The following is a 14772-nucleotide window of genomic DNA, read 5'->3' on the forward strand; positions in this document are numbered from 1 at the left end:
TCAAAATTTTACATAAAAATAGTTTTTTTTTCTGTAGTCTAGATTACATTTTTTAAATTCATTTACATACAAAAAAACCAGGAGCTTCTCCTGATTTTTATATAGGTATATTGGTAAGTGTTTTAAGTCCTTCTATATCTTTTATAATAATTTTTCTATCTTTTATTTCTATAAATCCTTTATACTTAAATACCTTGATTCCATTTGTAACCGTAATTCTATTAAGTCCTATTCTATTAGCAATTTCCTCATGAGTCAGTACAATACTTATATTATTTTTTGAATTAATACTTTCTGTACAATATAGTCTAATAAAAAAATCAGCTAATTTTCCCAGAGAATCATTAAATTGAAAGTTTGCTAATTCCACCGTCACAATTCTGTATTTTCTTATAATACTACTTAAAAAATAATGATAGATTTCAGGATTCTCTTTTATTTTATTCTCTACAATTTCTCTATTGACTACAGATAATATCCCATCTGTTACAGCTTTTATAACTACAAAAGTTCTATTTTGATCAAAAAAATCTATTTCTCCAAATATACTTCCCTCTGTCATCCTATAAAAAATAATTTCATCACCTTTTTTAGAATACATCACTTGATTAACTTCTCCCTTAACAATAATATATATATTGTCAGGATGATTTGGATTGATCAATTCTCCTTTTTTGAAAGTTTCAATTTTACCATATCGAGCTAGATCTTGAACAAAAAAATTACCCATCTTCTTTTCTATATCTTGATCAAATATTTTTTCATACATAATAATTCCCCTTTATTCTATAAACCTAATATATTTTTTCTTTATTTTCCTATTCCTAATTCTCTTGCATAATAGAAAAGATATTGTTGAGCAAATCCTGCTAGATCTTTAAATTTTTCTTGTGAAAATAATTGTACTTTTTTAAGAGAAGTCTCCTCATGAATATAGAAATATTCCATCACTCTTTTTACCCAGACATCTATTGGAAAGGCATCATATTTTTCCATAGAAAAAAGCAGTATACAATCTGCTACCTTAGGCCCTACACCACTTAATTTTAACAATTCACTTCTTGCATCATAGGTAAATAATTTTTTCAGATCATAAAGATCTACTTGATTCTTTTCTATCATACAAGTAGTATTTACAATATATTTGGCTCTATATCCTGTATAGCTTTCTTTGATTTCTTCCTCTGAGCATTTAAATAGTTGTTTTGAACTTGGAAAATCATAATACCGCTTTCCTTTATATGCTCCAATATATGTTCCATATTTTTTGCATAATGCTTCAATAGATTTTTTAATGATAGGAATTCCCCTATTAGAAGAAATAATAAAAGATATTGTCGTCTCCCATTCATCTTGATTTAAAATTCTAATACCTTCTCCATACTGAATTGCTTCTTTTAAAATAGAATCTTTAGATAATTTTTCTTTTATGAGATTATAATCTCTTTTTAAATCAAAATAATCCATCCATAAATTTATAAAATCATCCTTCGTAGTTTTATCAAAAATAATATATTCTCCATCTTTTTTAACATTTAAGATTTTTCCTTTTACTACTCCTGTATAACTTCCATCCTCTTCTTTATTCCACCTAAAACATTGTCCACACTCAAATGTATGGATAGGATCAAAATCTTTGATTCCTTTTATAATGATCTTTTCATCAGATTGTGTAATTTTATACAATCGTCTTTCTCCTCCTTGTAAGCTCCTTATATTTTCTTTTTCATATTTATTTATTCCTTTTATAAGTGTCAAATCCTTCTATAATATCTTGTGTAAACATTGAAAAAATATAAAATTTACTTTATAATTAAATCAACTATATAAGGTTATAGGTGCCCATTTGGGAGAATAGGGAATGAAGTTCAATTCTTCAGCGGTCCCACCACTGTAAAGCAGAATTTGATAAAATATACCACTGGATATTTCTGGGAAGGTTTGTCAAATGATGATGCAAAGCCAGGAGACCTGCCTATAACTGCTGATACTTCATGAATGATGGAAAAGTTCATGGTTTGCTTAATATGTCAGCAAACCATGGACTTTTTTAATTATACTATAAAATCAAAAACATATTACAAAGGAGGAGTTCCTATGAAATTACTAAACGAAACAATTTCTCAAATTGGTACATTAGATAGAATCTCTATGGAAAAATCAAAAAAATATATCGATAATCTTTTAAAACCCCTTGGAAGTCTTGGAAGACTCGAAGAAATCGCCATACACTTAGCAGGTATTACAAAAAATCCTTTTCCAAAGGTAGATCAAAAGGGTGTTATTGTCATGGCAGCAGATCATGGTGTCTATGAAGAAGGTGTAGCACCAGATCCACAAAGTATTACTGCCCTTCAAACACCAAACTTTGCAAAAGGAGTAACAGGTGTATGTGCTTTAGCAAAACAAGCAAGAGCAGATGTAATCGTAGTAGATATAGGAGTTGCTGAAGATATTTTGGATCCAGATGTCATTCAAAGAAAAATAAGATATGGGACAAACAACATGGCAAAAGGTTCTGCTATGACAAGAGCAGAAGCTATTAAGTGTCTAGAGATTGGAATAGAAATTACACAACAACAAATAAAAAAAGGAAAAAACCTATTAGCTCCAGGAGAAATGGGTATTGCAAATACAACCCCAAGTACCGCTATTCTTTCTGTCATTGGAAACATAGACCCTTTAGATATTGTAGGAGTAGGTGCAGGTCTTCCTGTCGAAAAATTATCTCATAAAGCAGATGTCATTCGAAGAGCTATCCATATCAATAATCCTAATCCTAAAGATGGAATTGATATTTTATCCAAGGTAGGAGGTTTTGAAATTGGAGGTATGGCAGGAGTATTTTTAGGAGCTGCTTCTTATAGAGTTCCTGTAGTAGTAGATGGATTTATCGCAATGGCTGCTGCCCTTTTAGCTATTACGATAGAACCTAAAGTAAAAGACTTTTTAATACCTTCTCATTATACAGCTGAAAAAGGTGGTAAAAAAGCTATAGAACTTTTAGGACTTACTCCTATGTTTGATATGGGACTTCGTCTCGGAGAAGGTTCTGGAGCAATTCTTGCCTTTAACTTTATAGAAGCTTCCACATTTATGATACACGAAATGGCTACTAGATCGTAGCTATTTCGTGTTAAAGTACTTCTAATAATTTTTTAATCATAACTGCTCCTTCTGCTCTTGATGCAAAATCTTGTGGAGCAAACTCTTTTTTATCTTTTCCTTTAATAATCCCTAATTCATAAGCTGTTCTTACATATTTACGTGCCCAAGCACTGATCTTTTTTTCGTCTTTAAATACAAAGGAAGACCTTTTGGTCTGTATATTTTTGTTTTTATTTTCATAAGCTTTTACAATCATCACTGCCATTTCTTCTCTTGTAATAAAATCATTTGGATGAAATGCTCCATCTCCCATGCCCTTAATAATTCCATTGTGAAAAGCTGCTTCAATATATGAATTTTTTTGAGTATTTTTTCTCACATCTTTAAAAATGCCTTTATACGGCTTTATAGAAATTTCTAAAGCATTCACAATAAACTCAGCAAATTCTCCTCTTGTTATAAAATCATCTGGCTTATATAGTTTGTTTTTTTTCGGAGATACAATCTCTTTTTCTCCAAGTTCTATAATAAAATCTTTTGCCCAATGATTTTCTATATCATAATACATAAAATATCTCATCCAACTATTTTTATCTTTTTCTTCTCCTACTGTTTGGAAACTCCATTTTTTTTCAATCTCCTTACTTTTACCATCTTGAAATATTATTTTACCTTTTACATGTACATGATATTTTCCGTTTTTTTCTAAAGATTTAGTTGGAATGATCAATATACTATCAGAAAGTTTATCATCATTTTGTGGAGTATTTAAATAAATTTCTACTAAATTATTGTTTTTATTTTTAAGAGTAGCTTTTTCAATAATTATATCTTTAATATTATTTTTTCCAAAATAAGATAAAGATATAGGATACCCTACCTTTCCTTTTTTACTATGTATTCTTAAAGGATTTGGTATTTCTTCATCACTCCATGATAAATCTACATACTTTTGCTCTTCCATAGGATATACCTTTATTACATCTTCACATTTTTTCTTTCCTCCAAAATTAAAGGTATAATATGTATCTTTTCTTCCATACCCTAGATGAATAAAATCTGGATGAATAAAGCTTAATCTATGATAAGGAGCATCTATCAGACCATCAATAGCCTCTTGATAATTTTTTTGTCCGAAAGCTATATTTTCTCCTATATAGCTTCCCATATATCCAAAAGCTCCTGCTCTTTTATATGGTTCTATTCCTGTAAAACCTTTATCGTTATTAAATTCATTATGAGTCAATTTTTTATTGATAGACATGTAGTTAGAGTGTGCCATAGCTGAAGCATTTAAATCATCACTTACTTGAAATTCTGGTAATTTTAAAAATTTTCTATATCGATTTAAATAATTTATGACTCTTTTTTGTTCATCAGAGGATTCCTGTAATTCTTTGACTGCATTTTTATCGATTGCAAACTGCCAACTTTGAACAATAGGTTTAAATCCTTCTATCACAATACGAAGATCTACTTTATAAAATCCTGGAGTTAAATTTTTATCTGATTGATAAAATACAATTTGGTTGTTTTGATCATATTTAGCATCCACTTTTTTTCCATTGAGCTTCATATCTATTTCTTGTACTTTATGATCATTTACAATCAACTGCATACTAATATTCGGCCTCATTACTAACACATTTATATCTTTAGGCTGTGGAGGAAAATATCCTATTGTATCTTGTCCATAGCTTATAGATCCCTTGACTCCTATACAGATAAGAAGTATACAAATTATAAAATAAATTTTATTTTTCACAATTATCCCTCCTTATCTATATTGTAATATAAATTCCATAAATTATATCAATTGTCTTTAAATTGTAATAAAAAAACCCCTAAATTAGGGGGTTTTTTATTTTTAGTAAATTCCTTGTGCATACATAGCGTCTACAACTTTAAGGAATCCAGCAATATTTGCACCTGCAACTAAGTTGTATCCAAATCCATATTCTTCAGCAGCATTCATAGCATTGTCATGGATGCTAACCATAATTTGATGAAGTTTTGCATCTACTTCTTCTGCTGTCCAAGAATATCTCATACTATTTTGGCTCATTTCAAGAGCTGATACTGCAACTCCACCAGCATTTGCAGCTTTTGATGGTCCTACTAATACTTTATTGTCCATTAAATATTTTATAGCTTCGTTTGTAGTAGGCATGTTTGCTGCTTCACAAACATATTTAATACCATTTGCAACAATTTGTTTTGCATGTTCAATATGAATATCATTTTGTGTTGCAGCAGGAATGATGATATCAACTTTTACATTCCATGGTTTTTCTCCTGGGAAAAACTGTACTCCAAATTTATCTGCATAATCTTGTACTTTATCTCTTCCTGATGTACGCATTTCTAGTAGATAATTGATTTTTTCTTCAGTTACTACTCCATCTGCATCATATATATATCCATCTGGACCAGAAAGTGTTACAACTTTACCACCTAACTCAGCAACCTTTTGGCAAATTCCCCAAGCAACATTTCCAAATCCTGATATTGCAACTGTTTTCCCGTCGAATGTGTCTCCTTCATGCTTTAAGATTTCATTACAGAAGTAAGTTACACCAAATCCTGTTGCTTCTGGTCTAATGATACTTCCACCATAAGATCTTCCTTTTCCTGTAATGACACCGTTTTCAAATGCTCCTCTAATTCTTCTGTAGTGTCCATATAAATATCCAATTTCTCTTGCTCCAACACCAATGTCTCCTGCAGGAACGTCTACATCTGGTCCAATATGTCTATACAATTCTGTCATAAAGCTTTCACAGAAGTTTCTAATTTCTCCATCAGATTTTCCTCTTGGATCGAAATCTGAACCACCTTTTCCTCCACCAATTGGAAGACCTGTTAGTGAATTTTTAAGAACTTGTTCAAATCCTAAAAACTTAATAATTCCAAGATATACAGAAGGATGTAATCTTAATCCTCCTTTGTAAGGTCCTATTGCTCCATTAAATTGGACTCTAAATCCACGATTTACTTGTACATTTCCATTATCGTCCACCCATGGCACTCTAAATACAATTTGTCTTTCTGGTTCAACAAATCTTTCTAAAATGTTTGCTTTTATGTATTCTGGATGTTTCTCCATAACTGGTGCTAAAGTAGGAAGTACTTCTTCCACCGCTTGAATAAATTCAGGTTGATCAGCATCTGTCTTTTTTACTTTCTCAATTACCTCATTAATATAATTTTGAGCATTTTGATTTGACATATTAAAGACCTCCTTAAAAATAAATATATGATGTACTTAATCAGAAGAATATGTAGAACAAAATAACTTTTATTCTCTTTTAACTTTTCTAAATAATTCCTCTTTTCCATCACGTTAAGGTGATTATAACATACTCATATATTATTGTAAATATACCTCATAAGCAGTCGTTTTTTCTGAATGTTTGGAATTGATAAAATTCAGAACAGATTCTTATTTTTTTATTCTTTCTAAATATAACTTTTATATATTCTTCTTCATTTTTGAGTCCACTATTATTTTTTTTATAAATACGTTTATACTAATAATATTTAAAGCTGTCATATATTCTACTTCTTTTTTTACTTGTTCTTGAATTTTTAAGGCCAATTTGCCAAGAGTGGTTCCATATATCGCGCATATATCTACATGAATAACTATACCATTTGGATAGTTTTTTATATCAATAGCCAATACTTTATAAACTTCTTTTATTTCTTTCACACCATATTGTATCAAATCAAAAATGACTTTATCAGATATTGTATATTTACCCATATAGCTATAAGTGGGTCTTACTATAGATTTTTCAGATATCTGCATAGAATGATTTTCTCTCTTTCTTAAAATCTTTAAAGGATCTATAAAATATCCTGAAAAATCTTTTTTGATTTCAAAAGTTGGTACTGGAATAACATGTTTTCCTAGTTCATGTCTTTGTTTTTTTGCTATTTTTCTTTCTTGTTCTGTAGAAATTTCTTCTATATATACATACTCATCAATAGAATTAAGCTTTAGATGATTCGCTATTTTTTCCACCATTCTTTTAGAGGTTCCTAGAATTAAAATTCCTTTTGGTTTTTCATTTTTTATGGTATCTATTACTTCTTGTCTATGATCATCATGGCTAAAAAGAGCTGTCTTTACTGCTGCGATAGAAGTATTTTGCCTTTTAGCTGATTTTCCTGCAATGATTTTATTTTTCTTAATTAAAAGCCCATCATCTATAATATAATCAATTTTTTTTTCAGAAGCTACTCCAATTGCTCTATAGCTTTTTCCTGTTCCACTTGCTCCTACTAAAGCCACTACATTCATATTCCTTCTCCTTTTTTAAATTTAGAATGATTATCATTATATATTTTTGTTTTTTAATAGATTTTTTTATTTTTTTATTGTTCAATTATTTTTCTTTTGTTAAAATATAAACATCTTAAGAAATTATATAAAAATATCAAATAAAATTGAAACTTAGAGGAGGATTTTATTATGGCTTTTGTAATTAAAGATGCTTGTATTAGTTGTGGTGCTTGTGAACCTGAATGTCCAGTAAGTGCAATCAGCTCTGGAGATGGACAATATGTAATCGATGAATCAGCATGTATCGATTGTGGTGCTTGTGCTAATGTTTGTCCAGTAGACGCACCAGTTCAAGCTTAGTAAGCTTACATAAATAATAATGCCCTATACTATAGGGTATTATTATTTTTTTTATCTTTTAATAATGTAGTTTGATTGATTTTACTTAAAAATTTAAGAATTGCTTTTTCTTCATTCAAACTCATATCTTCTAATACAAAGCCTAGTAATTTTTTTTGAATTTCCATAGTCTTTGTACACATTTCTTTTCCTTCTGTTGTAAGCTTTAATATATATACTCTTTTATCCTCTTTGCTTTTTTCTTTTACAATATAACCATTTTGTATTAATTTTTTAATAACAGAAGAAATAATACCCCGATCAATCTCTAACTCTTCTACTAACTCATAAATTTTGGTATCCTCTTTTTCTTCTATCTTTCTTAAAGTATGAATATCTAATAGAGATAGATTTTCTAATTTACTTCCTATTTTAAATCCTTTTCTATCGTAAATTAATACTTGATGCATGAGTTTATCAATCATTTTATTGATTTGTGGATAATAATTTGCCATTTCTATCACCTAATTTTTAGTCTGTTGCTATTATATCATCGTTGATCATTTATTACAATAAAAAAACGGGTCAACTGTCCTAAAGATCAGTTGCCCGTAAATGTTATTAAAAAATATTATTTTCCTGCTACTTCTTTTAATGCTGCTGCTAAATCATCTGCTCTATCTAATGCATCGATTAATGCAGGAACTACATCATATATATCTCCTACAATACCGTAATCTGCAACATCAAAGATTGGAGCATTTGAATTTTTATTAATTGCAATGATGATATCAGACTCTTGCATACCTGCTAAATGTTGGATTGCGCCTGAAATACCGCAAGCAATGTATAATTGTGGTTTAACAGTTGTTCCTGTTTGACCTACTTGGTGAGAATGATCGATCCATCCAGCATCTACTGTTGCACGAGATGCACCAACTACTCCACCTAATTTGTCAGCTAATTGTTTAAGCATTTCAAAACCTTCTGCTTTTCCAAGTCCACGTCCACCAGCTACGATTACATCAGCATCTGTTAAAGATACTAATTCTTTAGTTGTTTTTACTATTTCAACAACTTCTGTACGAACATCAGCTTGGTCTAATTTTACATCTAGTTTAATAACTTCGCCTTTTCTAGATTCGTCTTTAATTGCTTTGTCCATAACTCCAGGTCTTACTGTAGACATTTGTGGTCTATGGTTTGGACAAACGATCGTAGCCATGATATTTCCACCAAAAGCAGGACGAGTTTGAAGAATTTTTTTGTCTTCTTCATCAATAGCTAATTTTGTACAGTCAGCTGTAAGTCCAGTATCTACTCTAGCAGCAATTCTTGGAGCTAAGTCTCTTCCGATATGTGTAGCTCCAACTAAAACGATTTCAGGTTTTACTTCATTGATTGCATCACTAATTACTTTTGTATATCCATCAGTTGTGAATTTGTCTAATAAATCATGTTCTGCAACATATACTTTTTCTGCGCCATAAGAAATTAACTCTTGAGTTAATCCTTCAATCCCTTTTCCTAAAATGATTGCACAAAGCTGTGATCCTGTTTGATCAGCTAATTTTCTACCTTCTCCAAGAAGTTCTATAGCTACAGGCATAATTTTGCCTTCTCTTTGTTCTACAAATACCCATACATTTTTGTATGCAGAAGTATCTTTTACTATTGGCATAGTATTCCCTCCCGTTTCTATATTATATCACTAGATAATATGTTTTTCTTTTAAAGCTACTACTAATTTTTCAGTCATATCTTTTACTGAACCATCAAGCATTGTTCCTTTTCCTTTTGGTTGTGGAACAAATGAACGATATACTTTTGTTGGAGATGCTTTAAGTCCTACTTCTTCTTTTTCAATTCCTAATACATCAAAGTTCCAAACTTTTACTTCTTTTTCTCTAAAAGCATCATAGATTCCTTGTACAGACATATATCTTGGTTTATTTAATTCTTTGATTGCAGTTAATAATACTGGAGTTTTTACTTTGATTACTTCATATCCATCTTCTAATTGTCTTTGTACACAAACTTCGTTACCTTTTACTTCAAAGTTTTGTACATAAGTTACTTGTGGGATTCCAAGCCTTTCTCCAATTTGTGGTCCTACTTGAGCTGTATCTCCATCAATAGCTTGTCTACCAGCAAATATGATATCATATTCACCCATTTGTCTAATAGCTGCTGCTAATGCATTAGATGTTGCCCATGTGTCCCCACCAGCAAAAGCTCTATCTGTTAATAAAATTGCTTCATCTGCACCCATAGCTAGACATTCTCTTAACATTTCATCTGCTTGAGGTGGTCCCATTGTAATTACTGTTACATGAACACCTTCTTGTTTGTCTTTTAATGCTAATGCTTCCTCTAATGCATTTGCATCATCTGGATTTAAAATACTTGGAACACCATCACGAATAAGAGTTCCTTTTACAGGATCTATTTTAACCTCATTTGTATCAGGAACTTGTTTTACGCAAACAATTACCTTCATGTTTTCTCCTCCTTTATTTTACCTAGATAGCTTTTTTCCGAGCTTATTATCTTAATATACTAGCTGCAATAACCATTTTTTGTACTTCTGAAGTACCTTCATAGATTTCAGTGATTTTTGCATCTCTCATCATTCTTTCAACTGGATATTCTCTAGTATATCCATATCCACCATGTAATTGAACAGCTTTAGTTGTTACATACATAGCAGTTTCTGCTGCAAATAATTTTGCCATAGCAGCTTCTTTTGCATAAGGTAATCCTTGAGATTTTCTAAATGCTGCATTATATACTAAATGTCTAGCTGCTTGGATTCTAGTTTCCATATCAGCCATTTCAAATTGTAATGCTTGGAATTTAGCAAGTGGCTTACCAAATTGTTGTCTTTCTTTTGTATATTTAATTGTTTCATCCATTGCTCCTTGTGCAATTCCTAGAGCTTGTGATGCGATACCAATTCTTCCTCCATCAAGAGTTGTCATGGCAACTTTGAATCCTTGTCCTTCTTTTCCAAGAAGATTTTCTTTAGGGATTCTGCAGTTTTCAAAAATTAATTCTGTAGTAGCAGATCCTCTGATTCCTAATTTGTCTTCTTTTTTACCAATGCTAAATCCTGGAGTTCCTTTTTCTACGATAAATGCACTAATTCCTTTAGTTCCTTTTGAAGCATCAGTCATAGCCATAACTACATAAGTTTCAGCTGTTCCACCATTTGTGATAAAGATTTTTGATCCATTAAGAATCCACTCATCTCCATCTAACTCTGCTGTAGTTTGTTGTCCTGCTGCATCAGTACCTGCGTTTGGCTCAGTTAAACCAAATGCTCCTAATTTTTCTCCTTTTGCAAGAGGAACTAAATATTTTTGTTTTTGTTCTTCTGTACCATATTTCATAATTGGCCATGCACATAATGAACTGTGTGCTGAACAAATAACTCCTGTTGTACCACAAGCTCTTGAAAGCTCTTCTACAGTAATTGCATAAGCAACTTCGTCAGCTCCTGCTCCACCATATTGTTTTGGAACGAAAGTTCCTAACATGCTATATCTAGCCATTTTTTCAACTGTTTCCCATGGAAATCTTTCTGTTTCATCTACTTCTGCTGCTAAAGGTTGTACTTCAGTTTCAGCAAAGCTTCTAACCATCTTTCTAACCATTTCTTGTTCTTTGGTTAATTGAAAATTCACATTAATTCCCTCCTCTTTATATTTAAAAAATTGATATTTTTTTCACAACACCATTACTATATTAGCACAAAACATGCCAATATTTCAATAACAATTATCAATTTTATGTATTACTTTATTTTTCAATTTTTATATTATTTTTGAAAAATATTGCATATACCTTAGCAATATAAACATATACCCTATGTCCATTTACAAGTTTATAACATTTTTAAAATTTTTGCAATATTGATAATTTATTATTTCATTGGATATTTTATACACATTTTCCCTTTAAATAGATTAATTTGGATAGTGTCCTGTTTTTACAGCAAAAAATAAAAAGGGTATGTACGTAAAATTGTACATATCCTTCTTATTTTTTATTAAATATACTAGTTCCCATTGTTAATTCCATATCAATTCGTCTTATTTCTTATACACTGTTCATTTTTTGATACAATTTTTACAATTTATTTCTATACAAAATCACTATTCATCTCTATGCTTTAATAAAAAAGATAAGGTATATAAACTTTCACTTAAATGTACATTTTCTAACATAATATTCTCTGGTACATCTAAATCTGTAGGTGCAAAGTTCCAAATTCCTTTTATATTACTCTTTACTAATCTCTGTGCTACATCTTGTGCTTGTTCCTTATTTGTACAAATAATTCCAATATCAATATCTTGATCCTTTATGTACTGTTCCATTTCATCTGAATCCATAATCTCAATATCTCTAATTTTTAAGCCTATTAATTTAGGATTGATATCAAACATTGCCATAGGAACAAATCCAGATTTTCCAAAATTTGTATAGTTAGCAATTGCCTGTCCTAAATTTCCTGCTCCTATAATGATGGTTTTATATATTGTATCTAATCCTAGTATTTTCCCAATTTCTTCATAAAGAGCAGCTACATTATATCCATATCCTTGTTGCCCAAAGCCTCCAAAATTATTAAGATCCTGCCTAATTTGAGAAGCAGTAAACCCAATAATTTTACTAAGCTCCCTAGAAGAAATTCGATGAATATTTTTTTCTAATAATTCTGATAAGTATCTTCTATATTTAGGGAGTCTTCTAATCACCGCCATTGATATTTTTGTGTTTCCTTTTTGCATATGGATCCTCCCTTATCTATATATTATTTTGTTAAAAAATTATATCACTGTGTTATTAATATGTCAATCTATGCAAACCCTTGTTTTTCTCTCATATATCGACTCTATCTACCCTTTAAAATCTCTTTTTATTTTATATTTTATTCTTTTTTGATACAATAGAATGGTAAAGATTTAATGAAGGAGGAAGCTTATGATTGTTTTATCTTGTAATGAAATTTATAAATCTTTTGGAATAGAATCTATATTAGAAAATATATCATTTACCATAAGTTCTGGAGATAAAATTGGACTTGTAGGTTCAAATGGAGCTGGAAAATCTACACTTTTTAAAATTATTACTGGAATTTATCCTTATGACAAAGGTGAACTTTATCTTTCTAAAAATATAACTTTAGGTTATCTTGAGCAAAACAGTACTTTTGATTCTTCTCATACTATTTTTGAAGAAGTTGTAAAAGTATTTCATCATCTCATTGACATGGAAGAAGAATTAAGAAATTTAGAAATACAAATTAGCAAAGAAAGTACTTCTTCTGAAAGTTTAAACAAATTAATGGATTTATATGCTCATAAATCAGAAGAATTTCAAAATAAAAATGGATATGGATACAAAAGTGAGATACGTGGAGTATTAAAAGGTCTTGGTTTTTTAGAAGATGAATTTGAAATGCCTATTCATCACTTAAGTGGCGGACAAAAAACAAGAGTAGCTCTTGCAAAACTTCTTCTTAAAAAACCCAATATTTTACTTTTAGATGAGCCAACAAACCATTTAGATATGGATGCTATTGAGTGGCTTGAAGCTTTTTTAAAATCTTATAAAGGAAGTATTATCCTTATTTCTCATGATCGTTATTTTCTAGATCAAGTTGTTGAGAAAATATATGAAATTGAAAATAGGAATCTTACCCCTTACACTGGAAATTATAGCTTTTATGTAAAAAGAAAAAAGGAAAATTATGAACAACAAAAAAAAGCTTATTTATCACAGCAAAAAGAAATTCAAAAACAAGAAGAAATAATAAGGAGGTTCAAACAACATGGTACTGAAAAACTAGCCAAAAGAGCAAAAAGTAGAGAAAAAAGGCTAGATCATGTCTCTTTATTAGAAAAACCTATATATTTAGAAGAAAAAGCAAAAATTCATTTTGAAACTCAAATCAAAAGCGGAGAAGATGTTTTATTTGTTGAAAATTTGTCAAAATCCTTTGATCAAAATCAATTGTTTAAAAATGTCACCTTCTCCATCTATCGAGGTGAAAGAGTGGCTTTAATTGGTCCTAATGGAATTGGAAAATCTACTTTATTTAAGATGTTACTAGAAAAGATCTCTTACGAAGAAGGTCTCATTAAATTAGGTCATAATGTTTACATAGGTTATTTTGATCAAGAACAATCTGACTTAAATATTTCTAATAAAATTATTGATGAAATCTGGGAAGAAAATACTTCTTTTACACAAACTCAAATCAGAACAATTTTAGGTTCTTTTCTTTTTCAAGGAGAAGATGTATTTAAAGAAATTTCTACATTAAGCGGAGGAGAAAAAAGTAGAGTATCACTCTTAAAACTTATGCTTTCAAAAGCAAATTTCTTACTGATCGATGAACCTACCAACCACCTAGATATTGCATCTAAAGAAGCTTTAGAAGAAGCACTCATCTCTTATGATGGGACTTTACTTATCATTTCTCATGATCGTTATTTTTTAAATCAAGTAGCTACAAAAATTTTAGTCCTTTCATCAGATGGAGTAGAAGAATATCTAGGAAATTATGAATATTATCATGAAAAGAAAAACGAATCCATAGAATATAACCAAGAAAAAGAATATCAAAAAACAAAAACACAATTAAAAGATGAAAAGAAAAAAGAGAAAGAAAAACAAAAAGAAGAAAAAAAAATCAAAAAAGAACAAGAATCATTAGAAGCGAATATTCTTTTCATAGAAGAAGAAATCAAACAATTAGAAATTCAGATGTGCAAAGAAGAAATCTATACAAATCCAGAAGAAAGTAAAAAAATTCATGAAAAAACAAGCGATCTAAAAAAAGAATTAGAAATACTTTATGAAAAGTGGGAATACTATTTAGAATAAAGAATGAGTTTAAAATTTAGAATAAAAATTTTTTTATATGCTAAACTATAGAAAGTAAGATTTATTGTAGTATTTTCTATTTAGATGTGGTAAAATAATCACGTTAAAAAGCCACATAGATGGCTAAGAATATTTATTTA

13 protein-coding genes and 1 riboswitch are annotated in these 14772 nt (G+C 29.9%); of the genes, 3 read left to right on the top strand and 10 right to left on the bottom strand.

What is annotated here, in order from left to right:
- Positions 1-97: 97 nt before the first annotated feature.
- Positions 98-769 (bottom strand): Crp/Fnr family transcriptional regulator, encoded by a 672-nt coding sequence (locus tag EK368_RS12635; RefSeq protein WP_129600255.1) that lies wholly within the window; start codon positions 767-769, stop codon positions 98-100.
- A gap of 41 nt (positions 770-810) precedes the next feature.
- Entirely contained in the window at positions 811-1686 is an 876-nt protein-coding gene (locus EK368_RS12640) for a DNA-3-methyladenine glycosylase family protein (protein ID WP_129600257.1), read from the bottom strand.
- Between the two features lie 133 nt (positions 1687-1819).
- Positions 1820-1993, top strand: a riboswitch (cobalamin riboswitch).
- 104 nt (positions 1994-2097) lie between these two features.
- Here EK368_RS12640 and cobT point away from each other — a divergent pair.
- Positions 2098-3126, top strand: a complete 1029-nt coding sequence (gene cobT / locus EK368_RS12645; protein ID WP_129600258.1) for a nicotinate-nucleotide--dimethylbenzimidazole phosphoribosyltransferase — start codon at positions 2098-2100, stop codon at positions 3124-3126.
- A 10-nt stretch (positions 3127-3136) separates the two neighbouring features.
- Here cobT and EK368_RS12650 read toward each other — a convergent pair whose 3' ends face one another.
- From EK368_RS12650 to EK368_RS12660, 3 genes are all read right to left on the bottom strand, one after another.
- A complete protein-coding gene (locus EK368_RS12650) occupies positions 3137-4873 on the bottom strand; it encodes a CAP and S-layer homology domain-containing protein (RefSeq protein ID WP_129600259.1) in 1737 nt (578 codons plus the stop codon).
- A gap of 102 nt (positions 4874-4975) precedes the next feature.
- Positions 4976-6337, bottom strand: a complete 1362-nt coding sequence (gdhA, locus tag EK368_RS12655) for an NADP-specific glutamate dehydrogenase (protein ID WP_129600261.1) — start codon at positions 6335-6337, stop codon at positions 4976-4978.
- 243 nt (positions 6338-6580) lie between these two features.
- Positions 6581-7414, bottom strand: coding sequence for an Asp23/Gls24 family envelope stress response protein (locus EK368_RS12660; RefSeq protein ID WP_129600262.1), 834 nt, complete (start codon positions 7412-7414; stop codon positions 6581-6583).
- A gap of 171 nt (positions 7415-7585) precedes the next feature.
- On the opposite strand from EK368_RS12660, the gene EK368_RS12665 reads away from it, so the two are divergent.
- Complete coding sequence (locus tag EK368_RS12665; protein WP_129600264.1) at positions 7586-7756, top strand: DUF362 domain-containing protein; 171 nt, start codon at positions 7586-7588, stop codon at positions 7754-7756.
- Positions 7757-7785: 29 nt separating this feature from the next.
- On the opposite strand, the gene EK368_RS12670 is transcribed toward EK368_RS12665, so the two are convergent.
- The 5 genes from EK368_RS12670 to EK368_RS12690 all read right to left on the bottom strand — a co-directional run bounded on the left by EK368_RS12670 (position 7786) and on the right by EK368_RS12690 (position 12531).
- The gene (locus tag EK368_RS12670; RefSeq protein ID WP_129600265.1) at positions 7786-8250 is read right to left on the bottom strand and encodes a MarR family winged helix-turn-helix transcriptional regulator; all 465 of its coding nucleotides are present in this window, start codon (positions 8248-8250) and stop codon (positions 7786-7788) included.
- A 116-nt stretch (positions 8251-8366) separates the two neighbouring features.
- Positions 8367-9416: an electron transfer flavoprotein subunit alpha/FixB family protein gene (locus EK368_RS12675; protein ID WP_129600267.1), complete on the bottom strand. Its 1050-nt coding sequence runs from the start codon at positions 9414-9416 to the stop codon at positions 8367-8369.
- Positions 9417-9446: 30 nt separating this feature from the next.
- Positions 9447-10235 carry an electron transfer flavoprotein subunit beta gene (gene etfB / locus EK368_RS12680; protein WP_129600268.1) on the bottom strand — a complete coding sequence of 263 codons (789 nt, stop codon included), beginning with the start codon at positions 10233-10235 and terminating at the stop codon, positions 9447-9449.
- A gap of 46 nt (positions 10236-10281) precedes the next feature.
- Positions 10282-11421 carry an acyl-CoA dehydrogenase gene (locus tag EK368_RS12685; protein ID WP_165000448.1) on the bottom strand — a complete coding sequence of 380 codons (1140 nt, stop codon included), beginning with the start codon at positions 11419-11421 and terminating at the stop codon, positions 10282-10284.
- Between the two features lie 471 nt (positions 11422-11892).
- Positions 11893-12531, bottom strand: a complete 639-nt coding sequence (locus tag EK368_RS12690; RefSeq protein WP_129600271.1) for a redox-sensing transcriptional repressor Rex — start codon at positions 12529-12531, stop codon at positions 11893-11895.
- A 193-nt stretch (positions 12532-12724) separates the two neighbouring features.
- On the opposite strand from EK368_RS12690, the gene EK368_RS12695 reads away from it, so the two are divergent.
- A complete protein-coding gene (locus tag EK368_RS12695) occupies positions 12725-14632 on the top strand; it encodes an ABC-F family ATP-binding cassette domain-containing protein (protein ID WP_129600272.1) in 1908 nt (635 codons plus the stop codon).
- Positions 14633-14772 lie beyond the last annotated feature (140 nt).

The organism is Anaerophilus nitritigenes (assembly GCF_004138215.1).
GTDB classification, from domain to species: domain Bacteria; phylum Bacillota; class Clostridia; order Peptostreptococcales; family Thermotaleaceae; genus Anaerophilus; species Anaerophilus nitritogenes.

Bases quoted from the DNA above. Each gene is read 5' to 3' on its own strand.
- EK368_RS12635 (WP_129600255.1), bottom strand. From the start codon at position 769: ATGTATGAAAAAATATTTGATCAAGATATAGAAAAGAAGATGGGTAAT.
- cobT (WP_129600258.1), top strand. From the start codon at position 2,098: ATGAAATTACTAAACGAAACAATTTCTCAAATTGGTACATTAGATAGA.
- gdhA (WP_129600261.1), bottom strand. From the start codon at position 6,337: ATGTCAAATCAAAATGCTCAAAATTATATTAATGAGGTAATTGAGAAA.
- EK368_RS12660 (WP_129600262.1), bottom strand. From the start codon at position 7,414: ATGAATGTAGTGGCTTTAGTAGGAGCAAGTGGAACAGGAAAAAGCTAT.
- EK368_RS12665 (WP_129600264.1), top strand. From the start codon at position 7,586: ATGGCTTTTGTAATTAAAGATGCTTGTATTAGTTGTGGTGCTTGTGAA.
- EK368_RS12670 (WP_129600265.1), bottom strand. From the start codon at position 8,250: ATGGCAAATTATTATCCACAAATCAATAAAATGATTGATAAACTCATG.
- EK368_RS12675 (WP_129600267.1), bottom strand. From the start codon at position 9,416: ATGCCAATAGTAAAAGATACTTCTGCATACAAAAATGTATGGGTATTT.
- etfB (WP_129600268.1), bottom strand. From the start codon at position 10,235: ATGAAGGTAATTGTTTGCGTAAAACAAGTTCCTGATACAAATGAGGTT.
- EK368_RS12690 (WP_129600271.1), bottom strand. From the start codon at position 12,531: ATGCAAAAAGGAAACACAAAAATATCAATGGCGGTGATTAGAAGACTC.
- EK368_RS12695 (WP_129600272.1), top strand. From the start codon at position 12,725: ATGATTGTTTTATCTTGTAATGAAATTTATAAATCTTTTGGAATAGAA.